Origin of the sequence: Natronolimnobius sp. AArcel1, assembly GCF_011043775.1 — an archaeon.
In the GTDB taxonomy this organism is placed as follows: Archaea; Halobacteriota; Halobacteria; order Halobacteriales; family Natrialbaceae; genus Natronolimnobius.
Window position 1 is genome coordinate 365,201 of sequence record NZ_JAAKXY010000003.1, and the last position, 24,066, is coordinate 389,266.

Annotated in this window: 30 protein-coding genes; 19 read left to right on the plus strand and 11 right to left on the minus strand. The window is 60.4% G+C overall.

Going from position 1 to position 24,066, the window contains the following annotated elements; genetic code table 11:
* Positions 1-193: 193 nt before the first annotated feature.
* The 8 genes from G6M89_RS09975 to G6M89_RS22560 all read left to right on the plus strand — a co-directional run bounded on the left by G6M89_RS09975 (position 194) and on the right by G6M89_RS22560 (position 4,038).
* The gene (locus G6M89_RS09975; RefSeq protein WP_165161639.1) at positions 194-547 is read left to right on the plus strand and encodes a 50S ribosomal protein L18e; all 354 of its coding nucleotides are present in this window, start codon (positions 194-196) and stop codon (positions 545-547) included.
* Positions 544-993 (plus strand): 50S ribosomal protein L13, encoded by a 450-nt coding sequence (locus G6M89_RS09980; RefSeq protein WP_165161640.1) that lies wholly within the window; start codon positions 544-546, stop codon positions 991-993. The genes G6M89_RS09975 and G6M89_RS09980 overlap by 4 nt, the downstream gene beginning before the upstream one ends.
* A complete protein-coding gene (locus tag G6M89_RS09985) occupies positions 987-1,385 on the plus strand; it encodes a 30S ribosomal protein S9 (protein WP_165161641.1) in 399 nt (132 codons plus the stop codon). The genes G6M89_RS09980 and G6M89_RS09985 overlap by 7 nt, the downstream gene beginning before the upstream one ends.
* A gap of 12 nt (positions 1,386-1,397) precedes the next feature.
* Complete coding sequence (locus G6M89_RS09990; RefSeq protein WP_165161642.1) at positions 1,398-1,592, plus strand: DNA-directed RNA polymerase subunit N; 195 nt, start codon at positions 1,398-1,400, stop codon at positions 1,590-1,592.
* Between the two features lie 8 nt (positions 1,593-1,600).
* Positions 1,601-1,783: a DNA-directed RNA polymerase subunit K gene (locus G6M89_RS09995; RefSeq protein ID WP_165161643.1), complete on the plus strand. Its 183-nt coding sequence runs from the start codon at positions 1,601-1,603 to the stop codon at positions 1,781-1,783.
* Positions 1,780-2,991 (plus strand): phosphopyruvate hydratase, encoded by a 1,212-nt coding sequence (gene eno, locus G6M89_RS10000; protein ID WP_165161644.1) that lies wholly within the window; start codon positions 1,780-1,782, stop codon positions 2,989-2,991. The genes G6M89_RS09995 and eno overlap by 4 nt, the downstream gene beginning before the upstream one ends.
* Positions 2,988-3,782: a 30S ribosomal protein S2 gene (rpsB, locus tag G6M89_RS10005; protein WP_165161645.1), complete on the plus strand. Its 795-nt coding sequence runs from the start codon at positions 2,988-2,990 to the stop codon at positions 3,780-3,782. Before eno ends, rpsB begins: the two co-directional genes overlap by 4 nt.
* 130 nt (positions 3,783-3,912) lie before the next feature.
* Positions 3,913-4,038, plus strand: coding sequence for a hypothetical protein (locus G6M89_RS22560; protein ID WP_255488185.1), 126 nt, complete (start codon positions 3,913-3,915; stop codon positions 4,036-4,038).
* A 49-nt stretch (positions 4,039-4,087) separates the two neighbouring features.
* On the opposite strand, the gene G6M89_RS10010 is transcribed toward G6M89_RS22560, so the two are convergent.
* The 4 genes from G6M89_RS10010 to G6M89_RS10025 all read right to left on the minus strand — a co-directional run bounded on the left by G6M89_RS10010 (position 4,088) and on the right by G6M89_RS10025 (position 7,666).
* A complete protein-coding gene (locus G6M89_RS10010) occupies positions 4,088-5,011 on the minus strand; it encodes a thiamine-phosphate synthase family protein (protein ID WP_165161646.1) in 924 nt (307 codons plus the stop codon).
* Positions 5,012-5,095: 84 nt separating this feature from the next.
* On the minus strand, positions 5,096-5,968 hold the full coding sequence (gene phnE / locus G6M89_RS10015; protein WP_165161647.1) for a phosphonate ABC transporter, permease protein PhnE: 873 nt from the start codon (positions 5,966-5,968) through the stop codon (positions 5,096-5,098).
* On the minus strand, positions 5,955-6,668 hold the full coding sequence (locus tag G6M89_RS10020) for a phosphonate ABC transporter ATP-binding protein (RefSeq protein ID WP_165161648.1): 714 nt from the start codon (positions 6,666-6,668) through the stop codon (positions 5,955-5,957). The genes phnE and G6M89_RS10020 overlap by 14 nt, the downstream gene beginning before the upstream one ends.
* A 29-nt stretch (positions 6,669-6,697) precedes the next feature.
* Positions 6,698-7,666: a phosphate/phosphite/phosphonate ABC transporter substrate-binding protein gene (locus tag G6M89_RS10025; RefSeq protein ID WP_165161649.1), complete on the minus strand. Its 969-nt coding sequence runs from the start codon at positions 7,664-7,666 to the stop codon at positions 6,698-6,700.
* A 119-nt stretch (positions 7,667-7,785) separates the two neighbouring features.
* Here G6M89_RS10025 and mvk point away from each other — a divergent pair, with 119 nt between their 5' ends.
* Both mvk and G6M89_RS10035 read left to right on the plus strand, forming a co-directional pair.
* Positions 7,786-8,772 carry a mevalonate kinase gene (gene mvk, locus G6M89_RS10030; RefSeq protein ID WP_165161650.1) on the plus strand — a complete coding sequence of 329 codons (987 nt, stop codon included), beginning with the start codon at positions 7,786-7,788 and terminating at the stop codon, positions 8,770-8,772.
* A complete protein-coding gene (locus G6M89_RS10035) occupies positions 8,769-9,515 on the plus strand; it encodes an isopentenyl phosphate kinase (RefSeq protein ID WP_165161651.1) in 747 nt (248 codons plus the stop codon). The genes mvk and G6M89_RS10035 overlap by 4 nt, the downstream gene beginning before the upstream one ends.
* 18 nt (positions 9,516-9,533) lie before the next feature.
* On the opposite strand, the gene G6M89_RS10040 is transcribed toward G6M89_RS10035, so the two are convergent.
* Complete coding sequence (locus G6M89_RS10040; protein WP_165161652.1) at positions 9,534-10,307, minus strand: alpha/beta fold hydrolase; 774 nt, start codon at positions 10,305-10,307, stop codon at positions 9,534-9,536.
* A gap of 88 nt (positions 10,308-10,395) precedes the next feature.
* Positions 10,396-10,860: an NYN domain-containing protein gene (locus G6M89_RS10045; protein WP_165161653.1), complete on the minus strand. Its 465-nt coding sequence runs from the start codon at positions 10,858-10,860 to the stop codon at positions 10,396-10,398.
* Between the two features lie 360 nt (positions 10,861-11,220).
* Between G6M89_RS10045 and G6M89_RS10050 the strand changes: the two genes are divergently transcribed.
* The 9 genes from G6M89_RS10050 to phoU all read left to right on the plus strand — a co-directional run bounded on the left by G6M89_RS10050 (position 11,221) and on the right by phoU (position 20,626).
* Entirely contained in the window at positions 11,221-13,662 is a 2,442-nt protein-coding gene (locus G6M89_RS10050; protein WP_165161654.1) for a S8 family serine peptidase, read from the plus strand.
* A 102-nt stretch (positions 13,663-13,764) separates the two neighbouring features.
* Entirely contained in the window at positions 13,765-14,928 is a 1,164-nt protein-coding gene (gene gcvT / locus G6M89_RS10055; RefSeq protein ID WP_165161655.1) for a glycine cleavage system aminomethyltransferase GcvT, read from the plus strand.
* A complete protein-coding gene (gene gcvH / locus G6M89_RS10060) occupies positions 14,928-15,305 on the plus strand; it encodes a glycine cleavage system protein GcvH (RefSeq protein WP_165161656.1) in 378 nt (125 codons plus the stop codon). Before gcvT ends, gcvH begins: the two co-directional genes overlap by 1 nt.
* A gap of 180 nt (positions 15,306-15,485) precedes the next feature.
* On the plus strand, positions 15,486-15,827 hold the full coding sequence (locus G6M89_RS10065) for a hypothetical protein (protein WP_165161657.1): 342 nt from the start codon (positions 15,486-15,488) through the stop codon (positions 15,825-15,827).
* Between the two features lie 206 nt (positions 15,828-16,033).
* The gene (locus tag G6M89_RS10070) at positions 16,034-17,065 is read left to right on the plus strand and encodes a substrate-binding domain-containing protein (RefSeq protein ID WP_165161658.1); all 1,032 of its coding nucleotides are present in this window, start codon (positions 16,034-16,036) and stop codon (positions 17,063-17,065) included.
* A 34-nt stretch (positions 17,066-17,099) separates the two neighbouring features.
* On the plus strand, positions 17,100-18,176 hold the full coding sequence (pstC, locus tag G6M89_RS10075) for a phosphate ABC transporter permease subunit PstC (protein WP_165161659.1): 1,077 nt from the start codon (positions 17,100-17,102) through the stop codon (positions 18,174-18,176).
* Positions 18,173-19,093, plus strand: a complete 921-nt coding sequence (gene pstA, locus G6M89_RS10080) for a phosphate ABC transporter permease PstA (RefSeq protein WP_165161660.1) — start codon at positions 18,173-18,175, stop codon at positions 19,091-19,093. The genes pstC and pstA overlap by 4 nt, the downstream gene beginning before the upstream one ends.
* Entirely contained in the window at positions 19,086-19,970 is an 885-nt protein-coding gene (gene pstB, locus G6M89_RS10085) for a phosphate ABC transporter ATP-binding protein PstB (protein ID WP_165161661.1), read from the plus strand. Before pstA ends, pstB begins: the two co-directional genes overlap by 8 nt.
* A 2-nt stretch (positions 19,971-19,972) precedes the next feature.
* A complete protein-coding gene (gene phoU / locus G6M89_RS10090; protein ID WP_165161662.1) occupies positions 19,973-20,626 on the plus strand; it encodes a phosphate signaling complex protein PhoU in 654 nt (217 codons plus the stop codon).
* A 20-nt stretch (positions 20,627-20,646) separates the two neighbouring features.
* Here the strand turns inward: phoU and G6M89_RS10095 are convergent, their stop codons facing one another.
* From G6M89_RS10095 to G6M89_RS10115, 5 genes are all read right to left on the minus strand, one after another.
* A complete protein-coding gene (locus G6M89_RS10095) occupies positions 20,647-21,393 on the minus strand; it encodes an HAD family hydrolase (protein WP_165161663.1) in 747 nt (248 codons plus the stop codon).
* A 9-nt stretch (positions 21,394-21,402) separates the two neighbouring features.
* Positions 21,403-21,927, minus strand: coding sequence for an HTH domain-containing protein (locus tag G6M89_RS10100; protein WP_165161664.1), 525 nt, complete (start codon positions 21,925-21,927; stop codon positions 21,403-21,405).
* Between the two features lie 409 nt (positions 21,928-22,336).
* Complete coding sequence (locus G6M89_RS10105) at positions 22,337-22,492, minus strand: hypothetical protein (protein ID WP_165161665.1); 156 nt, start codon at positions 22,490-22,492, stop codon at positions 22,337-22,339.
* A 3-nt stretch (positions 22,493-22,495) separates the two neighbouring features.
* Entirely contained in the window at positions 22,496-23,206 is a 711-nt protein-coding gene (locus tag G6M89_RS10110) for a helix-turn-helix domain-containing protein (protein WP_165161666.1), read from the minus strand.
* An 84-nt stretch (positions 23,207-23,290) separates the two neighbouring features.
* Positions 23,291-24,055, minus strand: coding sequence for a molybdopterin-binding protein (locus G6M89_RS10115; protein WP_165161667.1), 765 nt, complete (start codon positions 24,053-24,055; stop codon positions 23,291-23,293).
* Positions 24,056-24,066 lie beyond the last annotated feature (11 nt).

Sequence of the window (24,066 nt, forward strand, 5' to 3'; positions counted from 1 at the left end):
GACGAGCCGTGAAAATGCACCGTGCAGGTTTGGGCGACGGGAGTCGGGGCGGTTATGCCGTCTCCCAGCAGTTCAAATCCTGCTCCCTGCATCACTTCCACTTCTGCGGAACCGAAATCAAATCCGTTTCAGCGTCGAGTCCGTACTCGGCGCGTTCATCGACATCCACATCGATACTATTTGGAGGAAATCAATGAGTACCAAGACTAATCCGAGGCTCAACGATCTCATCGCCGAGCTGAAGTCGACGTCCCGCAGTTCGGACGCCGACGTCTGGCGAGATGTTGCTGATCGACTCGAGAAGCCCCGGCGTTCCCACGCTGAGGTTAACCTGGGCCGCATCGAGCGATACGCACGCGAAGAAGAGACAGTCGTCGTTCCCGGCAAGGTGCTGGGTTCGGGCGCACTACAGAAATCGGTCACCGTCGCTGCCGTCGACTTCTCGTCGTCGGCCGAGACGAAGATCGAACAGGTTGGTGAGTCAGTACCGCTCGAGCAACTGCTCGAAGAAAATCCTGATGGCACAGAGATCCGGGTGATTGCATGAGTGTCAACGCATCCGAGTTCGACGCCGACATCGTCGTCGACGCTCGTGACTGCATTCTCGGTCGTGTCGCCAGCGAGGTCGCCCAGCGCGCCCTCGATGGGGAAACGATCGCGATCGTTAACGCTGAAGATGCGATCATCACCGGCGATAAGGAAGACATCTTCGACACCTATCGCACGCGAATCCAACTCGGCTCCGACCGCGGACCGTACTATCCAAAGCGACCGGATACGATCTTCAAGCGTGCTGTTCGCGGGATGCTCCCTTACAAGAAGCCACGCGGTCGCGAGGCATTCGAGAGCGTCCGCGTCTACGTCGGCAACCCATACGAGGGTGAACAGGACGCAGAGGTCCTCGAGGGAACGTCGCTGGATCGACTTTCGAACATCCGCTTCGTCCAGCTGGGCGAAGTGTCCGACCAACTCGGTGCTAACGTCACATGGTAACAAACACGAGTGGAAAGAAAAAGACGGCCGTTGCCCGCGCTACCGTCAGCGAGGGCGAGGGTCGTGTGCGAGTTAACTCGCAACCAGTCGAACTGGTCGACCCCGAGATGGCACGGCTCAAGATGCTCGAGCCGTTCCGTATCGCGGGTGACGAACTGCGCGACGAGATGGACATCGATGTCCGTGTCGAAGGTGGCGGTATCAGCGGACAGGCAGACGCTGTCCGAACGGCCATCGCACGTGGAATCGTCCAGCATACGAACGATGCAGAACTTCGCGATGCGTACATGGAGTTCGATCGCTCGCTGCTGGTTAACGACGTTCGCCAGTCCGAACCAAAGAAATGGGGCGGCCCAGGCGCTCGGGCGCGCTACCAGAAGTCCTACCGCTAAGGTGATTCAACAATGATGGTACCGGTTCGGTGTTTCACCTGTGGCAACGTCGTCGGCGAACACTGGGAAGAGTTCGACGAACGAGCGAACAAGGGCGACGAGGACCCGCAGGAAGTACTTGACGAGCTTGGCGTCGACCGCTTTTGCTGTCGGCGCATGCTCGTCAGTCACACTGACCTCGTCGACGTCGTCTCACCGTATCAGTAGCGACACCTATGCAACAGCAACACCACAACCGCTACGAGAAAGCACGCATCCTCGGCGCACGGGCGCTGCAGGTCTCCTACGGCGCGCCGGTCCTGATCGAGACGGAGCAATCCCAACCGATCCTGATCGCCGCCGAAGAGTACGATGCCGGCGTCTTGCCGTTTACCGTCAATCGGGGGACAAACCAATGACGCTCATCACAGACATTCGACTGCGACGTATCCTCGATTCCCGCGGGAATCCAACAGTCGAAGCAGACGTCGTCACCGAAAGCGGTGGCTTTGGCCGTGGTGCCGCACCAAGCGGTGCCAGCACCGGCGAGTACGAAGCCATCGAGAAACCACCAGGCGAGGCAATCGCTGCCGCTCGAGAACACGCCGTTCCTCGACTTGTCGGAGAAGCCTACGCAGGCAACCAGCGCGAGGTCGACTCGCTCTTGCACGCTGCGGACGGCACCGACGACTTCTCGAAGATTGGTGCGAACAGCGCGGTTGCCATTTCGATGGCCGCCGCAAAAGCCGGCGCCGATGTCCTCGGCGCACCGCTGTTTCAGCACCTCGGTGGTGCCTTCCGTGGTGAGAACTTCCCAGTTCCACTTGGGAACGTCGTTGGCGGTGGCGAACACGCCGCCGACGCGACGGACATTCAGGAGTTCCTCGCCGCACCGATTGGCGCACCAAGCGTCGAAGACGCCGTCTTCGCAAACGCCGCCGTCCACGCCGCCGTCGCCGATTTGCTCGAGGAGCGAGATGTTCCATCGGGCAAGGGTGACGAGGGTGCATGGGCCCCGTCGATCGACGACGAAGCGGCGTTCGAGGTCGTCGAGGAAGCAGTCTCGCTGGTCGAAGATGAGGTTGGCTTCCAGATCGAGTTCGGACTGGACGTCGCAGCTGCGGAGATGTACGACGCAGACTCAGAAACCTACGAGTACGAGTCGGAAGGCATCAGCCGCGATACCGACGAACAGATCGACTACATCGCCGGACTCGTCACCGAGTACAACCTCGCATACGTCGAGGACCCACTCGACGAGAACGACTACGAGGCCTTTGCTGAACTCACCGACCGCGTCGGTGACCGGACGCTGATCTGTGGTGACGACCTGTTCGTGACGAACACCGAGCGACTCACGGACGGCATCGACCAGGGTGCAGCAAACAGCATCCTGATCAAGCCAAACCAGATCGGCACGCTGACTGACGCCTTCGACGCGATTGAACTCGCAACCGAGAATGGTTACGAGTCGGTCATCTCCCACCGCTCGGGTGAGACCGAAGACACGACCATCGCACACCTCGCCGTGGCGACCGATGCACCCTTCATCAAGACTGGTGCTGTCGGCGGCGAGCGAACCGCAAAGCTCAACGAGCTCATCAGAATCGCAGACGACGCGACATGACAGACGACAACGCAACCCAAGAAGGGCTCGACGCCGCCGAGGAGGAAATCGACGAGGAGCCAGCCGAAGGGGCTGGCCCCGCCGCCGAACCCGACGAGGATGTCGAGCCAGCAGACGAACAGCCCACCGCGGCCGACGAGGCCGAGGAAGAACCAGCGACGGACGAAGACGCCGGTCCAACCCTCGACGACGACGTAATGTCCGACGAGGAAGCCGACCTGCTCATCCCCGTCGAGGACTACCTCGGTGCCGGTGTCCACATCGGTACCCAGCAAAAGACCAGCGACATGGAGCGGTTCATCCACCGCGTCCGAACCGACGGTCTCTACGTGCTCGACGTCTCGAAGACCGACGGCCGCATCCGAACGGCCGCGGACTTCCTCGAGAACTATGACCCGGAACAGATCCTGGTCACGTCCTCGCGTCAGTACGGCCGCTTCCCGGCAGAGAAGTTCGCCGAAGCCGTGGGCGCACGCGCCCGCACCGGCCGCTTCATCCCCGGAACGCTGACCAACCCCAAGTACGCCGGCTACATCGAGCCCGATGTCGTCGTCGTCACTGACCCGATTGGTGACGCCCAGGCCGTCAAAGAGGCGATCACCGTTGGGATCCCAGTTATCGCAATGTGTGACTCGAACAACCAAGTCAGCAACGTCGACCTCGTTGTCCCAACGAACAACAAGGGTCGCAAGGCCCTTTCGGTCGTCTACTGGTTGCTCGCAAACGAAGTCCTCGACCGCCGCGGTGCCGAGCCGTCGTACTCGCTCGAGGACTTCGAGAGTATGGTCTAAGACCGGCGTTTCGATTCGATTTGAGCGTTCATTTTCGCTGTTTCTCAACTCGAGTAGTGTCCACTGTACCAGCGAGTGAACCGTCTCCGCCGAGCGAAGGAGTTACCTGTTGGCCATCCGAATCCGGGGTATGGTCGATTTACTGTTCGAGTTCGAAGAAGAGCACATGCCGACGCCGGTCTTGCTCGCAACGGCAGCGTTGATTGCGCTGTTTGCGATCGGTATCCCAGTGCGTCTCCTGCTTGGACTGCTTTAGACTGGTCCCAACAGATTCCGACTCGAGTGTCGTTTTCACCACACGTTCGTTACTCAGCGTCGCTAGCCAGCAGTGTCTCGAGTCGGTCAACTGCTTCGCGGGCTGTCGCGCCGAAGATGAACGTGGTGGGTTCAATGCCGAACGCGCCGCGGTGGTAGGCCACTCGCGGAACGTGACCGTGATCGCGAAATCGCTCGAGGAGATGCGCTCGTCGGTCCTCGTAGTCTGCATCGAACTCGAGTGGCTCGAGTCCGGCCTCGCGGGCGGCCTCGAGGAGGTCGTCGTCGGTTGCGACGTTAAGTGCGCCTCGAATGTTGGGATCGACTGTGTTGGCTGCGAGGACGGCCGTGGCGACGTGTTTTGATGCGCCGAATTCTGGATTGGCAGGTATTTCGATTCGACCACTCATCGCGTAGATGCGCCCGGGGATAGCGGCCACATCGGTTTCGTCGTGGGCGTCGGGCAGGGCCATGCCGACGTTCGTGCCGACATTCGGGATGTAGGCGGCCATCCCCGGAATCGAGGCGAGTGTTCGGGCAGCAGTGCGGACAGTCGCAAGGACATCGCGTTCGGCCCGAACGTCTGGATCAAGTCCGCGAACGCACAGATCACAGCCGAGTCCGCGGAGTTCGGGCATCTCTTCTTCGTGGAGTTCACAGATCGGGCCGCGGTCCTCGAGCGAGCGGATAAGCGAGAGGAGTTCGGCGAGTGCGTCGTAGCTGTCCATCTCGCCGCCGGCAAGGCCGTCGGCGATACGGTCGACGGTGGCCACGGTTTCTGGGTGGTCGCGAAAGCGGTCGTCGCCGCCGCTCTCGCCGCTGACGTACTTGCTGACGGCGGCCTGTGTGACACCGAGTTCGTCTGCAATTTCCTGTTGGGTCAGCCCGCGGTCAGACAGACGCGTCGCGAGCATCGCCCGCACTGTCGGGAGAAAGTGGTCGACGACGAGTTCGTTCGGCAGGACGAGCGACATGGCTCGGGGTTTGGACGACGGTGGCTTAAATCCGACTACACGGGTCCGCTCGAGCGGTCCAGCGTCTCGAGATTCTGTCGTGGGCTAGTGTGATGTCCGGCGCTCTGCATCGAGTAAATCCCGCAGTCGGTTCGCGACGAACTCGACACCCACTACGAGCACGAGAATTGCGACGATAGCCGCCATCACTCGCGTGTAGTTGCGCGCGTTGAAGGCCATGATCAGCGGGTAACCGATACCGCCAGCCCCGACGATACCGAGTACCGAACTCTTGCGTGCGTTGAGCTCAAGATAAAAGAGCGTCCAGGCGACGTAGGCGGTTGCAACCTGCGGTATTCGGGCGGCGGAGGTTGTCGCAAGCAAGCCGGCACCGCTCGAGGCGACGGCCTCGACTGGCCGGCTGTCGATCTCTTCCATCTCGTCGGCAAAGAGGCGGCCGAGGTCGCCAATGGTCCCCATGGCGATGGCGAGTGCGCCGGCAACGGGGCCAATCCCGGCCAGGATGACGAACAAGAGTGCATAGACCATGCTCGGGACGGCTCGCACGCCGCCGAGCAAGAGCCGAACGGGTTCGTTGACGAGTTTCGGCGTGACGTTACTCGCACCGAGAATCCCGAGACAGAACGCGAGGGGCAAGCCGAGCGCGGTGCCGACGCCAGCGATAGCGAGCGTTTCGAGCGTCGCCGGGATAAGCGTCGAGGCGTCACCCTGCAGCTGAGGCCACAGCTCACTCGGTGCGAGCATCTCCTCGAGTAAGACATCTCGGAGGTTGTTGCGGTGTGCCCAGAGATAGGCCAGATCGAACCCAAGCCAGCGGGCGGTTGCGACGACGAGTGCAAGCAGGCCCACGACGGCAGCGACGTGACCGAGCATGCGTCGTCGCCAGCGGCTTTGAATTCGGTCGAACTCCTCGTCGACACCAGGCTCGCCGTTCGCTCGTTGCTCATGCCGTGACATCGTACTCGTACACCCCCTCGAGACGCTCGGGATCGACCTCATCTGCCGTCGCATCGAGTGTCAGTCGCCCGTCTGCGAGGCCGAGATAGTGATCAGCGAGTCCGTCAGCGAGTTGGGGCTGGTGCAAACTCACCAAGCCAATCAGATTCTGCTCGCGGACAACTGTCTCGAGGCGCTCGAGGACGGCACGCGCAGTTTCGGGGTCGAGCGAGGCGACGGGTTCGTCTGCGAGCAACACACGGGGTTCCTGCTGGAGCGCGCGAGCGATGCCAACGCGTTGGCGTTCGCCGCCCGAGAGGTCGCCAACGCGACGGTCCGCGTAGCCGGCCAGATCGACCGCATGGAGGCGCTCGAGTGCGCCGCGTTTTTCTGCGAGGTCGTGCCAGCCAAGGAGTTCTCGCCAGGCTGGTTCGCGCCCGAGTCCGCCATCGAGGACGTTCGAGAGTGCGGTTTTGGTGTCGAGAAGGGCACCTTCCTGAAAAACAAGTGCAGCGTCAGTTGGGTTGATCTGCTCACCGCTGAGTCTCACGCGTCCGGAATCGGGCTCCTCGAGGCCATTGAGACAGCGAAGTAGCGTCGTTTTGCCGGCCCCGGAGCGGCCGATGAGAATCGCTAACTCGCCGGGCTCGAGCTCGAACGAAATGTCGGCGACCGCCTCGTGGTCGCCGTAGCGTTTCGTGAGGCCGGTTGCGGTGAGCATTGCTATACGTGTGGCTGTGTGCGTGCGTATTAGTCGTCTTCGTCCTCGGCCTCGTCGAGCGTTTCGATGTCGAGGCCCATCTCCTCGGCGATGTCGCGGACGTGATCGTACAGGTCCGGATCGAACTCACCGTACTCGTCGACGCGGTGATCCTCGAGTGCGTCTTCAGGGGTGTCAACCAGTCGCTCGGCGAGTTCGTCTTGGACATCCTCGGGTGTGTCCGGTTTGGCGACGATCACGTCGAACGGAATCGGATCGCTTTCGGCGATTTTGATGATGTCGTCGTCATCTGGGTGCTCGAAGTCGCCGTAGGCTGCAGCGTCGACGTGGCCTTCTTCTAAGACGCGCAGAGCGGCGTCGTGGCTGCCGGCCCATTGAATATCGAAGTCTTCGGGTTCGGTCTCGAGGTCGCCCGCGTGCAGGCCGGCTTCGTTTAGGCGGTGGCGTGGGAACATCCCGCCGCTTGCGGACATCGGATCGACCATTGCGATTGTTGTGCCCTCGAGGTCGTCGATGTGTTCAATGCCGGTGTCTTCTCGCGTGGCGATGTAGGTGTGATACGAGTCAGAGCCGTGAGACCAGTTGATCGCGAGCGGGTGGATATCGTCTTCCTGTGCGAGGACGAAAATGAACGGCGAGAGATTCGCCAGTTCGGTGTGCCCGTTGACGACGCTTTCGACCACGCTCGCGTAACTCGTCGTCGGGACGCCTTCGACCGCATCAACGCCGTCGAAGCCGTCTGCGAGCCACTCGAAGGTGCCGGCGTACTGTTCTTCGAGGTCTTCGGCGTCCTGAAACGGCGGGAGGCCGAACTCGATATGGTCGTCGACCCACTCGCCAACGGAGTCCGTTTCGGCGTCGCTGCCGTCGCTCCCGTTCTCAGTCGTGTCGTTCGAATCGTCTCCGTTGTCTGTTGGCTCATCGTCGTCGCCGAGACAGCCAGCCGTGCCGGCGACCGCGGTTCCTGCGAGTACTCCGAGATACGTTCGTCTATTCATACCGTCGCTCAGAACCACCCAGGGATAACACCCTCGAATATTGGTTTGATTCGGGGCGTGTGGACAAGCCACACGTCCGAGAAGATAGCTATTAACCGTCGTCGGCCGAACGCCCGGGTATGGCAGTCTCGAGCGCTCCCGGGAAGGTCTATCTGTTCGGGGAGCACGCGGTGGTCTACGGCGAGCCTGCGGTCCCGTGTGCAATCGAGGTACGGGCGCGGGTCACCGCCGAGCAACGAACTGACAGCAAACTGCGCGTTCACGCCGATGATCTGAGTCTGGACGGCTTCACGGTAGAATACGGGGGCACGACCGGTGAACACCCCCATGTCGACGCGCCGGAATCGCTGTTGATGGCAGCGACCCAGTACGTCGACGGCGCGATCGAGCAGGTCCGCGACGTGACCGGCGAGGACGAGATTGGCTTCGACGTGACGATCGAGAGTGACATTCCACTCGGCGCGGGCCTTGGCTCGTCGGCGGCAGTCGTCGTCTCCGCCATCGACGCGGCGACGCGAGAACTTGGTGTGACACTCGAGACCGACGAAATCGCAGAGCGAGCCTACCGAACCGAACACGCCGTACAGGAGGGACAGGCCTCCCGTGCGGATACGTTCTGTTCGGCGACCGGCGGCGCGGTTCGTGTCGAGGGTGACGACTGTCGGGCAATCGATGCTCCCGACCTCCCACTCGTCATTGGGTTCGACGGCGGCGCGGGCGACACCGGCGAACTGGTCGCGGGCGTTCGCGACCTGCGCGAGGAGTACGACTTCGCGGCCGACACCGTCGAAACCATCGGCGACATCGTCCGCAACGGCGAAGACGCACTCGCTGCAGGCGACCTCGAGGAACTCGGGCGGTTGATGAACTTCAATCACGGCCTCCTGTCGGCGCTTGGTGTCTCCTCGAGATCGCTCGATTCGATGGTCTGGGCGGCCCGGGACGCGAACGCCCACGGCGCGAAACTAACCGGGGCAGGCGGTGGCGGCTGTATCGTCGCGCTCGATCCGACGCCCGAAACTGAAACTGCCTTGTCCTTTACACCCGGCTGTGAGGACGCGTTCCGCGCCGAACTCGCCGAAACAGGGGTGAAGCGACTCGAATGATCGTCCTGAAACTCGGCGGCAGCGCGATTACGGACAAAGACCGGCCCGAAACGCTCGACGGCAACGCCTTGAACCGGGCCGCCGCGGCAATCGCCGACGCCCGCGCGGGCGCTGCACGCGACGAAGACCTCGTGATTGTCCACGGCGGGGGGAGTTTCGGTCACCACAACGCAAGCGAACACGGCGTGACGACGACCGACGGGAGTCACGACCCGGATGCAGTCTTTGACATCCACGGCGCGATGACGACGCTCAACCGCTTCGTCCTCACCCGACTGGCCGACCACGATGTGCCCGCGGTCCCGGTCCATCCATTCTCGACGGCTCACCGCGACGCCGACGGCGACCTGACGCTGCCAACTGGCCAGGTCGAAACGCTGCTCGAGGAGGGGTTCGTCCCTGTCCTTCATGGCGACCTCGTCGCTCATGCAGGTGCGGGCGTTACCGTTATCAGTGGCGACGAACTCGTCACCGAACTGGCGACAGCACTCGAGGCAGACCGCGTTGGGCTCTGCTCAACCGTTCCCGGTGTGTTGGACGACGACGATACCGTAATCGAGCAGATCACAGCATTCGACGACGTTGCGTCCGTCCTCGGCGAAAGCGAGTCGACCGACGTGACTGGCGGCATGGCTGCAAAAGTCCAGACACTCCTCGAACTCGAGGCACCGGCGTCGATTTTCGGCCTCGCAGACGTCGGGCCGTTTCTCGAGGGCGAGGAGCCAGGGACGACAGTCGAGTGAGAGACCGGTTGCCGGTGGTCAGCACACTCGCTCGAGAAAGTCGGCGACGGTGTCATTAAACGCAGTCGGTTGCTCGACCATCACGAGATGGGCTGCATCCTCGAGTTCGGCGTACTCGCCGGCCGGAATTTCGTCGGCCAGAAACTCGTGGTACCAGGGTGGCGTCAGTTGATCGTACTCACCACAGACGGCAAGTACTGGGACCTCGATCGCCTCGAGTTGGTCACGAACGTCGAAGGTGTGGCAGGTTCGAAAGTCGCGGTTCGTCACAGCCTGCCCGCAGTCGTAAAATCGATCTTTTGAGGCTGCCTGTCGCTCCGGCGCTGGCTGGTGGAAGAACCGGTCCTCGCCGTGGAGAAACTCGACGGCTCGTTCGAAGTCGGTCGCAAGCCACGCAAGCAAATCCTCGAGGACGCCGAGTCGTGCGCCGGCTCCCGTCAGGACGACCGCATCGGGAGTATACGAGCGCTCGAGCAAAACGTGTACTGCGACTGCACCACCGAGTGAGGAGCCGACGAGCACGTCGGCATCGGTATCGTTGACAACGGCAAGCGTGTCATCGGCGTACGCCGAGAGCGTCGAATACCCCGCTGATGCGTCGATATCGTCGGAATCGCCATGGCCACTTAGATCGACGGCGGCCAGTGGATACCGATCAGTCAGGTGGTATTGGGACGACCAGACGTCGTGGCGACCGCCACTGCCATGAATACAACACAGCGTCGGCCCGTTCCCACCCTGGTCGACCCAGTCGTAGGCAGTCTCTCGACTGTGGTGTGATACCATGTCCATACCGTGTCGAACGAGAGGTGTCGGCTTAAAGACTCGAGTCGGTTCACGCGAGCGGAGGAACGAGTCTGTAGTTCGTGTACGGTAATCGTTACTCGTCGATTGTGACCGCCTTGTCCGCCGCGTTTCGGAGCGCATCGGAGCGGCCGTACGACCCTGGTGCAATCGCGATCGTCTCGATACCCGTGGTTCCGGCATGCTCGAGAACTGGTTTGAAGTCCGTATCTCTCGAGACGATTGCGAGGCGGTCAATGGTGCCGGCGCTGCCCAGTGCAGTTGCGTCGACGGCGAGTTTGACGTCGACATCGCCACTAGTGACGATCACTTCGAAACCGCGGGCTTCAGCGGCCTGAATGAGTCCCGGCGTGGCGTGTTCGTCGAGATAGAGTCGGATAACGCCGACGCGGCCGAGATCCTGGGCTACCGTTCGGAGGTCATCGAGATCGACGTCGAACTCGTCTCGAAGAACGTTTGGCCCGTCGACGAAGAGGCCCACTGATGGCGCCGACTGCGTCCCAGCCTCGAGGCCGAGACGGGCGCGAACCTGATCAAGCATGCCAGCAGGTTGCCGGGGCCGGGAAATAGATGTGACGGAACGCCTGTTGTCTGTCGCACTCGAGTGGTGTGTCGCGCGCCAGATCAGATGGCCGAAATCGACGGTCTGAAGCGTATTCGCCGGCCCCATGAGTTGGCTTTCCCCCGCCAAAGTGGACTGCGAGCACGTCGCATACGTCGCGGAAACTGTTGTCGGGTTGTATCGCGAAATCCTCCCTGTATAGTCACTGGCGTTTACAGAGTCACGCTTTATTACTAATTTATTTCTGGTACTAGAGATCTAGTTCGAATATTATTTCGAATAAATGAACTCGAGTTCGATAAACGTTTACTACATTCAGGATCTGATGACTGTCGTCTCATGGCACAGAACGATCCCCACGATGGGGAGGCTCACGACGACACTGAATACAACCGCCGCTCGTTTCTGACGGGTGCAGGATCGGCCTCGATGGTTGGCTTACTCGCCTCGACTGGACTCGTCAGCGCAGACGACGACGGTCGCGATCCCGGCCCCAAAGAAGACGAACTACTCATTGGTGTCTCTTCATCTGTCTCGGATATCGAAGCCGAAGTCGGCCCCGAAATTCCTGGCGACGCCTGGATTGAACACACGAACGAAACGATTCACTACGCCGTCATCTCGCTTCCCGAATCCACACCCGAATCGGCACGTGAAACGATTATCGACACACTCGAGGATATCGACCAGATTGAGTACGCTGAAGAGAACGCCACACTCGAGGCGCTCAGTCAGCCGAACGATCCCTACTATGGCCAGCAACACGCACCACAGCAGGTCAACTGCGAACAAGCGTGGGAGACGACGTATGGGAGCGACGACGTCGTTATCTCGATTGTCGATCAGGGCATTCAGTACGACCACCCGGTGCTGGCCGACAACATGGACGACAGCGTCTCTGACCACGGCAACGTTTTCGTTGGCCGTGGCAGCGACCCATACCCAGTCTCTGGGAACGAACAACACGGCACCCACGTCGGTGGCATCGCCGCGGCCGGAACGGATAACGGCACCGGCCACGCTGGAATCAGCAACTGTTCGATGCTCTCCGCTCGAGCCCTCGATCAAAACGGGCAAGGGTCGCTCTCTGATATCGCCGATGCGATCCAGTGGTCGGTCGACGCTGGTGCTGACATAATCAACCTCTCGCTTGGTTCCTCGAGTGGCTTCCGAACACTTGCGGCGGCCTGTCAGTATGCGGCTGACAACGATGTCTTGCTCGTTGGCGCAGCAGGAAACTCGAGTGCGTATGGCGCGATGTACCCGGCGGCGTATGACGAGGTTGTCGCGGTTTCTGCGCTGAACAGCAACGATTCGCTCGCTTCGTTTTCGAACTACGGACCCGCAATCGACCTCGCTGCACCTGGTTCGCAAGTCATCTCGGCGGTTCCCTGGGACAACTACACCAGAATGTCGGGTACGTCGATGTCAGCGCCGGTCGTCGCCGGCGTCGCCGGATTGGTGCTATCGGCCTATCCTGACCTCACGGGTGCTGAACTGCGCGCACACCTGCAGTCGACAGCTGTCGACGTTGGCCTCTCCTCGAATGCACAGGGCCATGGTCGCGTCGACGCGGGAGAGGCAGTGACGACCGTTCCCGAGGGATATACCGGAGAGACGCCCTCGGATGGAACCGACGGCGATAACGAAGATGAAGAGAACGAAGGCGACGACGATGAGCAAGACGATCAGGATGAGCAAGATGACGTAGCGGGTCGACTTCTGGCGTTCATCACCGAACCAGAGGCAAACAGCGCGGCCTATGAATTTACCGCCGAAGGCGCAGTCGAATTTGCCGACGCACCCTATGAGAGTCCGTCCGGCGGAAACATCGAGGGTGGCACCTACACCAGTGAGGACTTCATCGACGAAGACGGCGACACTGTCCATGCAGGTGGGATCACGGGCGGTGGCCACGGCGATGCCTTCGACGTTGATGGTGCAGTCACTGATATCGACCTCGAGCAATCGGATGTGATGTGGGTCGAACTCGACGGCGAGGAGATGACGCCCGAGGAAATCATCGAGGAAACTGGCGGCAGTGACGACGATGATGATTCGAGCGACGAACCAACAGAGCGACTTCTGGCATTCATTACGGAGACAGATGCCAGTAACGCAGGCTACGAATTCACGGCAGACGGTCCCGTAGAATTCACTGAGGCACCCTACGAGAGTCCATCCGGCGGGAGCATCGAAGGTGGCACCTACACGAGCGAGGATTTCATCGACGACGATAGCGATCCCGTTCGAGCGGGCGGGATTACTGGCGGGGGCCACGGTGACGCGTTCACCGTCACCGGCCCAATCCACTCGATTGATCTCGAGCAACCCGATGTGATGTGGGTCGAACTCGAGGGAGACGAACTCTCACCTGAGGAAATCATCGACGAAACAGGTGGTGATGGCGACGACGACGAAACAGGTGGTGATGGCGACGACGACGAAACGCCCAACTGTGGGGACCAAACCGACGGTGCGAGTGCCGATGGCGAACTCGAGGGGGGCTGGCAGGGCGACAGTGACAGATACACCTACGCGCTCCGCACCGACTCACCCTGTGGCGCGACGATTTCACTCGAGAGTTCCGGCGGTGCAGATGTGACGCTGTACCTCAACACGGACGGCAGCGTGCCGGATCAGCAGTCCTATGAGGAGTCAGTGGACGCAAACGGTGACCTCACCCTCGACCTCGAGGGAGACGAACATCTCGGGCTCCGAGTACACGCGAGCAACGGCAGCGCCACGTACGCATTCGAGATCGAAGAGCGCGGACGCTGAGACCGGGGCGGTTCTTTTTGTAATACCACTCGAGTGACAAGTCGGCGAGTACGGCGGTCGGTGACGAAAAGACATTACTATCCCGGGAGTGTCCACCCGACTATGCCGCTTCAGACGCCGCCGTTACGTGGGATCCACGACGAGCGTGGAGCGAAGTTTACGGAGTTTGGCGGCTGGGATATGCCCGTCGAGTTCGATTCGATCCGAACGGAACACGCAGCCGTTCGCGAAGACGCCGGCATCTTCGATGTCTCGCATATGGGTCAGATTCACGTCACCGGGCCCGATGCAACGGCGTTGATGCAACGGCTCACGACGAACGACGTGAGCGAACTCGCGGTCGGCGACTCCCAGTACGCTGCGATCACCGATGAGAACGGCATCATCATCGACGATACCGTCATCTACCGACTCCCGAACGAAGAAGATGGATCGCCCGTCGAGACAGGCGACTCGAATACTGTCACCGAACACGACGGCGACGACCGTGAGGGAGAGCCAACGTATCTGTTCGTGCCAAACGCTGGTACTGACGAGGCGACCCATCAGCGCTGGATCGACTACCGCAACGAGTGGGACCTCGAGGCAACCGTCGATAACCGCACTGACGAGTACGCGATGTTCGCGGTCCAGGGACCGAACGCCGCCGAACTGGTCGGTGATGTCACCGACGATCCGGTCACGGATCTCTCGCGGTTCGAGGCGATGGACGCAGCTATCGATGGCGTCGACTGCTGGGTCGCTCGTACGGGCTACACCGGCGAGGACGGGTTCGAACTGATTGTCCCCGAAAGCGAAGCCGAGTCAATCTGGTCGCAGTTTGACTGCCAGCCCTGCGGACTCGGCGCACGCGATACCTTGCGCATCGAAGCTGGCCTCATACTCGCTGGACAGGACTTCGATCACGAATCGGATCCAAGAACGCCCTACGAGGCCGGTATCGGCTTCACCGTCGACCTCGAGACGGAGTTCGTTGGCCGCGATGCCCTCGAGCGCGCCCGTGAGGACGGCCTCGAGGAGCAACTCGTGGGCTTTCAGTTGATCGACCGCGGCGTTCCGCGCCACGGCTACGACATTACGAACATGGAGAGCCGGGTCATTGGCACCGTCACCAGCGGGACGATGAGCCCGACGCTCGAGCAGGCGATTGGCTTCGGATACGTGCCGGTTGAGTACGCAGAGCCGGGAACGACCCTCCAAGTCGTTGTCCGCGGCCAGTCGAAAAAGGCAAGAGTTGAACCAACACCGTTCATCGAGACCCAATAATGAGCTTTGACATTCCAGACGATCGACAGTATCTTGAATCGCACGAGTGGGCACACGAAACCGACGGCATCGTCCGCGTCGGGATCAGCGACTTCGCACAGGACGAACTCGGCGACGTGGTTTTCGTTGAACTCCCGGATGAAGGCGACAGCGTCACCCAAAACGAGGAGTTCGGCGTTGTCGAGTCCATCAAGGCCGTCTCCGATCTCTACGCGCCGGTCAGCGGCGACGTCGTCGCCGTCAACGAAGACCTGTTTTCGGCGCCTGAACTGGTCAACGAAGACCCCTTCGGCGAGGGCTGGATGCTCGAGATTGAGCCCGATGGCGACCTCGAGGACCTGCTTTCGGCAGAGGAGTACGAAGATCAAATTGCGTGATTACAGGATTGCTCGTGCAGCACTCCCATGGTCGCGGTGAGCAGATGGGCGTTTCGGTGACCCGGTGCCGGAGATCGCCGCAGTCGGAGAACAGATCGATATAGTGGCTATATAGTTCTATATACCGCAGTCCGTGCGCAAAGACGAACCGTTTTTCTCACCGGAGCAGCAACGCCCAGTATGGCCGATGCGTCGTCAGATGGTGTCAGTAGGCTCGGAAAATCGGGTATTGGCGTTATCTGCGGCGGGGTACTGTTCGTCGTCGGAACGGCAATTCTTTCGTTTTCAGTCCTCTCAACGCTTGTTTTCGGATGTGGAATAATCGTTCTCCTATATAGCTCGAGCATGGCTGGGACACAAGCCGGTATCGGGCTGGCTGCAGTGGGTGGAATCGGCCTCCTCGAGTCACTGACGCCGGTTGGCGTCGGAATCGGACCCGAGTTACTTGGACTACTTGCAATCACGTTCGGCGTGTTCGACATTCTCGCGAGTGTTGTCCTGCGATTTGTTCGTCCCACGTAGCGGTGCTCGAGTCGATCATATGGCGTATTCGTCGTGTGCTGTACTGGCGTGATAATTCCCGGAGCAACGCCCGTCCTCGGGGGCTATAGAGTCGTCCATAGCGCTATAGTGCCGAACGTCCAAATATGGCCAAGAATATATACTTACCCACCCAAATATATAGATATTAGAACCGTTTTTATATACACCGTCGGTAGCATCGGGTGATGGCACCCAGCCAACAGCCAACGGGGAATAGGATGACGCGAAGAGCGGCGATTGCAACGGTCGCAAGCGTCGGTGCAGCGAGTCTGGCCGGTTGTTTCGGAAGTGACGACGGGGACGGCCTTTCGGGAGAAATTCAGGCATCAGGATCGAACACGGTCGCGCCGATCACACAGGTCGCCGCGGAAGATTTCGAGGCGGAGTACTCGGGCGTCGGTGTCAACGTCGAACCCGAGGGGACAGGTGCCGGTTTTCAGGAGTTCACCCGTGCCAACTCGGCGTTCCAAAGTGCGAGCCGCGCGATCACCGAAGAGGAGATCGAGCTTGCCGAAGAGAACGACGTCGAGTACACGAGCTACACTGTTGGCCAGGACACCCTCGCGGTCGGGGTCAACGAGGACAACGACTGGTGTGACGAAATCACGCTTGACGAACTCAATGAGATCTGGGAGTTCGAGTCCGATATCGAGCAGTGGAGCGACGTTCGCGACGATTGGCCGGACGAAGACATCGCGCTTCACGCTCGAGACTCAGCGTCTGGGACGTTCGACTACTTCACCGAGAATATCAACGGCGAGATGGGAAACATCCGCGATGACTACTCCGCGACGAGTCAGACCGACGAGATTTGGGACGCCGTCGAGGACAACGAGTACGCGCTGGGCTGGGGTGGCGTCGGCCACCTCCGTAGCCTGCAAGACCAGGATGGAACCCTCCAGACGGTCGACGTCGAGAGCGACATGGACGGCGAGTTTTACCCACCCGAAGAGGAGTACATCGAGGGCGGCGAGTACTCCCCACTTGCCCGGCCGCTCTTTTTCTACTTCAACCACGCCTCGCTGGAGGAGGAGCCGGACCTGATCGGCTCGTTCGCCCGCTTCTACATCAACAACCAGCACGAATTCGCCGAGGAGGTCGGCTTCTACCGGGCGCCCGACGAACACATCGTGGAGAACCACGACCAACTCGAGTCGGTCCTCGCGGACATTGATTACGACCCCGATGACCTCACTGTCGAGCGACAGGACCCCTGAACCAACCTGCTGATCGTTCCCCCTTCAGTTATTCATGAGTACAGAAACGCAACCCGGACCGGGAATCTCCGGCGACGACAGCCTCGAGGCTGCCCACGAAAAGAACCGACGCGTCAGACGGGCGCTGTTCGGCTGTGCGGCAGTCACCGTCGTGACGACGGTCGCCATCTTCCTGGTCCTGTTCGATAACGCGGCCAGTTACTTCTTTGGCGCGCGAATCAGCGAGGTACTGTTCGACGGCGACTCGTTCGCCCGAACGATTACGTTCACCGAGTTCTTTACCGGGACACGGTGGGCGCCCGACCACTCGACGCCCGCACACGGCGTCCTTCCAATCGTCTGGGGGACGCTCGCAATCACGATCGGTGCCGCGTTCGTTTCGATTCCAATTGGGACCGCAACAGCGCTGTATCTCTCTGAGTACGCATCGACCGGGACTCGAAACAAGCTCAAACCAGTGCTTGAAGTGCTCGCAGGCGTCCCGACCATCGTGTACGGGTATTTCGCCGTCTCGTTTCTCACTCCAGTCATTGTGGATGGAATCGCCTCGAACGTAGTCAACCCAGCCGGTACGTTGCTCGACTCCATCGCGTTTCTCGCACCAGGGCTTCTCGAGCCAGCAGCGGAGGCAATGATGGGCGTCAGCGTCGGTCGCTACAGCCTGCTTGCCGGGGTGCTCGTCGTCGGGACGATGACGATTCCGATGGTGTCTTCGATTAGTGAGGACGCGATGCAGGCCGTTCCCGATGACCTGCGCAACGGGGCTTACGCCCTCGGGGCCACGAAGTATCAGGTCTCGACGCGGATCGTCCTCCCGGCGGCGGTGTCGGGAATTTTCGCGTCGTACATCCTCGCCGTCTCGCGGGCGATCGGTGAGACGATGGCCGTTACGCTCGCTGCGGGGTTCAACGCGAATCTCACGGCGAATCCGTTCGCCGAGATCATGACGATGACTGCCTATCTGGTCTCGATGGCGCGTGGCACCTCCGCGGTGGGCACCGTCGAGTATCAAAGTCTGTTCGCGGTCGGCTTGCTGTTGTTCCTGATGACGCTCTCGATGAACTTGCTTAATGACTGGATGAAACGCCGATACCAGGAGGAGTACCGATGAGTACGAAACGCGAGACGGAGTTCCTCGCTGATGTCGATCTCAGCAGGGAAAAACTGGTGAACCGGCTGTTCCACGGACTGCTCGTGATCGCCTCGCTGTTCGGGCTGGTCATGCTGGTGTTACTGATCGCCGACGTGATCTGGGAGTCCGCTCAGGCATTTTCGAACTTCGATATCGACATCGGGAACTTCCTGACCGGCACGTCGTCCTCCCGGGCTGGACAGGCTGGTTTCGGCGCGTCGATCATCGCTTCGCTCTGGCTGATGGCACTGACGGCGATCCTTGCGTTTGTCATCGCCGTCGGCTGTGCGCTCTATCTCGTCGAGTACGCCCCGGAGAACCGGACAACACGGCTGATCGAGGCTAATCTCGCGAACCTCGCGGGTGTCCCCTCGATCGTCTACGGGCTGCTCGTCCTCGCGCTGATCGTCAACGACGCCGGCATGGGATCGGTCATCCTCGCCGGAGCAATTGCGCTTGCCTTGCTCGTCGTGCCAATCATCATCGTCGCCTCAATCGAGTCGATTCGGGCAGTGCCTGCGAGCGTCCGTGACGGCTCCTACGCCATGGGCGCGACAAAGTGGCAGACTGTCCGCCGAGTCGTCCTTCCGCAGGCAATGCCCGGCATCCTGACCGGAACGATTCTGGCGCTTGCCCGCGCAATCGGCGAGACAGCGCCGCTAATTATGGTCGGCACGATGCTTCATGCCACCCGGTACCCGGACGGCCCGTTCGCGTCATTCAGCGCGATGCCGACCCAGATCTACAGCTGGACCTACCAGGCCGACCGGATGTTCAACGGGCTGGCGGCACTCGGCATCGTCGTCTTGCTCACGTTCTTGGTCGTGATGTACGCTCTCGCAGGCTATCTGCGCAAGCGGTATGAGGCCGATGGAGGGTCGATCAGTAATGTCTAAGAACACCTCGAGCACACCGACGACAGACGAATCGAGCGATCGAACGACTGAGACGACAGACGACGCGATCATCCAGACCGACATCTCCGTTGACGAACGCTCACTGTCAGCTGACGATGCGGAGACAATCGTCCGTGCAGAACAGTTGAACGTCTACTACGACGATGACCGGGCGCTCGATGACGTTACAATCGAGATCCCAAAGAATCGAGTGACCGCGATGATCGGGCCTTCCGGCTGTGGAAAGTCGACGTTCCTGCGATCGATTAACCGTATGAACGACCGCATTCCAGCCGCGAGCGTCGAGGGCGACCTCTACTTTGGCGAAAAAAACGTCTACGACGATGACGTCGATCCCGTTGCCGTGCGCCGGACGATTGGGCAGGTGTTCCAGTCACCGAACCCGTTCCCAAAATCGATCTATGACAATGTCGCCTACGGCTTGCGCGTCCAGGGGAAAGCCGACGAAGTAGACCTTGATGCAGCAGTCGAACGGGCACTTCGTGGCGCAGCGCTGTGGGACGAAGTGAACGGGCAACTCGATGAATCGGGACTTGACCTCTCGGGCGGGCAACAACAGCGACTCTGCATTGCCCGAGCCATCGCGCCTGACCCAGAGGTGCTCCTGATGGACGAACCGACCTCGGCGCTCGACCCCGTTGCCGCCTCGAAAATCGAGGATCTGATCGACGAACTCGTCGAAGACTATACGGTCATCATCGTCACCCACAACATGCAGCAGGCGGCTCGAATCTCCGATCAAACAGCCGTCTTCCTCACCGGCGGCGAACTCGTCGAGTTCGACGAGACGGCGACGATTTTCGAGAACCCAGCAGACGACCGCGTCGAAGACTACATCACCGGTAAATTTGGCTAATCATGCCCAGAACTGACTACCAACACCAACTCGAGCAACTCTGTGACGCCGTCCTCGAGATGAGCGACATTGTCTGCCAACGACTCCGACGTGCACTTGAGGCGTACCAACACACCGACGCTGAACGAGCCGAGCGAGTGATCAGCGGTGATCACGAGATCAACCAGTTATACCTCGATATCGAGAGTGACTGTATCGATCTGCTGGCATTGCAGCAACCAGTCGCCAGTGATCTTCGGCTGATCGCCTCATCGTTCAAGATCATCACCGACCTCGAGCGAATCGGTGATCTCGCCGTGAATCTCGCCGAGTACGCCCCACATACGGACCGATATTCGGATATTGATATCGAACGGCTTGGCACCGAGGCGTTGGCACTCGTCGAGGACGCGATGCAGGCGTATGCGACCGGCGACAGCGAGGCCACCCACGAAATTGACAGCCGGGATGACGAAATTGATGCCCACTGCGAGCAGGCGAGTCGACAGGTTGTCCGCGACCTCGTCGCTACCGACCGGGGTGCAGACGCCTCGCTCGAGGCCGTTTCACGAACTCTGTTGACAATCCGTGACCTCGAGCGCGTTGCCGATCACGCGGTCAACATCGCAGCGCGGACGCTGTACATGGTCGAAAACGACGACGCACTGCTGTACTAAAACACAGTACAGCGACCATATCAAACTACTTCTGACAGCTCTGCGAGCGTCTCGATTTCGATATACGTCTCGAGAGCAGGCTCGAGCGCTTCGTTGTGTGGTCGGCGAACGAGCACCGGCTCAAGGCCAACCCGTTCGGCCGCGACGAGGTCAGAAGCGCGGTCGCCGACGTAGTATCCTTCGGTACTATCGAGTGCTTCGAGCGCTTCGGTGAGATAGTACGGATTTGGCTTTCGGCGGTAGAATCCGTCGACGCCTGGGCTTCGGCCTCGAGCGAACGCGAACGAATCCAGTTCGAAGTGCTCGAGGACAAACGCGACGACAGCATCGTAGTTGCTGCTGACGACGCCGGTCACACACTGGTTCTGGACTTCCGAAATCGCATCGACGTCTGCGTACAGTCCACGCGTTCCGGCCCGAATCCGATCCACGATACGGTCTGCACTGTACGCTTCCCGCCGTCGGTAGAGGTCGGCTGGATCGATCTCAATTGATTCACAGACTGTCTCGAATGCTGGCGTATACTCGTAGGCCTCGAGCGTCTCGCGGTTTTCGGCCGACAGATCCGAGAGGTGGGCGTGATCGAGGTCGATTTCCGGGTCCTCGAGGACGTCTGTGAGCGCTCGAGCGTGGACGGTCGCGTTCGATCCATCGCCTTCGACGAGGACGCCGTCCATATCGAACAGGACGACTGGGTCTGAACGGCGGTCGCGTTGGCCGTCGCCTCGAGTTGTGGTCGCCTTTGGACCGTCTGAATCGGCTGGCATACAGTCGCGTCACTCAGCCGTTAGCGGTGCTTCTAACTGAACGATGTCGACAATGAGCGTGTTTGTTGTCGTATCGCTGTCGACGATAGTGCCGGCGAGGACGAGATTCGAGACGGGCGTTGGGCCAATGATGACCTCATCACCCTTTGCAACGTCCTGAATCGACTGCTGGAAACGGACGTGTGCGCGACAGAGGTCAGGGTGGTGTACGTTAGTGAGGTTGATCGTGTCGACGGTCATATCCAGTCGATCGTAGTTCTGGGCGAGGACGACGGTCTCTGGCTCATCGAACTGGGCTCGGTTGAGAACCTCGAACGCCGCCTCAGTCGGCTTGTACCCGCCTCGAGGGCCGGGGATTCCTTCGACGAGTTGGAGGGATTTCAACGACTGCATCTGATTCCGAAGCGTCCCCGAATCCCGATCAAGTGCGGAAGCAAGTGTGTCAGCAGTGATCGGGTCCGACGACTCCTGATACTTGTTGACCAAGGTCACGAGAGTGCGATGTTGTCGATTCGTTAACTCAATTTGACTCATAGCGGTCGTTGCTGTGTGTTGGTGAGTGCCCGACAAAGTTCTATGGGACAATCAACGTGAATATTAATTATCCACAATCAACGATGACTGATTGTGTGGGAACAACACTCATAGATGTCGGATCGTACAATCAGGCACAACCAGATCGACTCCCGAAGGCTCCTCGAGTCCAACCCTAGTTAGCACTTTAGACCGGGCCGTGAGTGTCAGTAGTGACTCAAGTAGAAGACAAGCAGAGTTCGCTCAAGTCTGTCTATGGTGAATGTCAATGGATAGGACACCATCATTTTGTTGCCTATTTGAATTGAGAACGCCGAGTCGTGCCAAGACAATCTGGTCGAATACACCCTCATGTGACGACACTATCGAACCAGCGGGACGACGTCCGGTAGCTGGAAAGTAACCTCTCTCACCGATTGTACCACACCATCACGCTCCCGACGAGCACCACCATCAGGGTCGCCCAGACGAGCCAAAGGACCATGCTATCAAGCGCGTACGTAATCGCGAACGTCACTAGATATCCCGCCAGCAACGCGAGGGTCCCACGATCCGTCCGATTCATCGGTTACTCGAGCGAGCCAAGCCGTTCGAGGAGGTCCTCGAGCGGGACGGTCGTCGTCGCGAGCGCGTAGCCGTCGATCCGTGCGAGTTGCTGGGCGTGCTCCCAGAGTTCGTCCTCCTCGAGACCGTGTAAGATGACGGCGTTTGGCGTCGGATTGAGGACACGCAGGGCAATCCCGACACCCTCACCACGGGTGACGTTCGTAAAGACAAGCACGCGATTTGTACTCTGGCCATACAGCCGGAAGAACTCCTCACTCGAGAGTCGCGTAATCGCTTCGATGCTGTCGACGACCGTGTGACCACTGACGTGATCGGTCTCGCCCGTCGTGACACTCGTCGCCTCGAGTTCGTCGTGCAGCCGTGTGAGTGAGACTGAGGTCGCATACTCCCGCAAATCGAGCACAACATCACTATCGAAGCCGGCCGACAGAACGCGCCCGTACTGTCGGATGCGGTCGCCGCCCCGGCGTTCGTCGATCGCAAGCAGTCCTTCCACCAATCGGCCGACGACAGCGATGCCAGGGCTCTCTCGACGACCGCTTTCGTAGTCAGAGATAACCGACGAGGAGACCTCGAGTTCTGCGGCCAGATCGGTCTGTGAGACATCGAAATCGGTTCGCCACTTGCGCAACGTGGCTCCGGGGTCGTCACTGAGCGTGATTTCGCCCGCAATCTTCTCTGCGAGTTCGCGCTTCGGCCCACGTCCGCTCATATGCGTCGGTGGCCCGGTCGAGTCAAGTAGCTACCGGATACTGGCTGCAGACGCCAGGCTGGTACTACCGGGTTGTTCGAAAAGTCAGTTCTCACCATCATCAAATGCAGGCGCTGCAGTTGTCTCGACGCGCTCGCGAACCCACGCCATGGCCTCCTCAACGATCTCCGGCTCAGTTCCGGAGACGCGAATCCGACCCGGCCGCGTCTCACCGCGTGGATAACTCCCGACGTCGACATCGAATCGCTCGCCCGCACCCTCGAGCACGTCGTGTAAGGAGCCTTCCGGCGCTGGCGTGTAGATCGTGCGCGAAGTGCCGTTCCCGCCAAAATCCGCCTCGACCGCATGAAACATCGCTTTCATCTCGTCCGGAATACCCGCGAGGACGTAGACATCGTCGACGACACAGCCCGGTGCCCAGGCCTCCTCCACGACGAGCGGTGTTGCGTCCGCAGGCAGCGAGGCCGCCGCCTCGAGATCGATCTCGAGGTCGTACTCGGCGACCAGTTCCGGGTTCTCCTCGCGGAAGGTGGCCGCCTTCTCGAGCAGGCCGTCGTGGATCGACTCATCGACAACGAGGTTGCGGTTCAAGCCGTCGGCGACGCCTTCGACGGTGACATCGTCCGGCGTGCCACCGATGCCGCCGGTGACGATGATGGCGTCGAACGCGTCATCTGCGTGCCAACGCGAGACGTAGTCGGCGATGAGGTCGCGCTCGTCAGGAATCGTCAAAATGCGCGTGACGGTGCTGCCGTGGTCGGTGAGTTGACTCGCCAGCCACGCGGCGTTCGTGTTGGTCGTCGTTCCAGCCAAGAGTTCGTCGCCGACAGTGATGATCGCGACGTTCATGACGGCCGTTG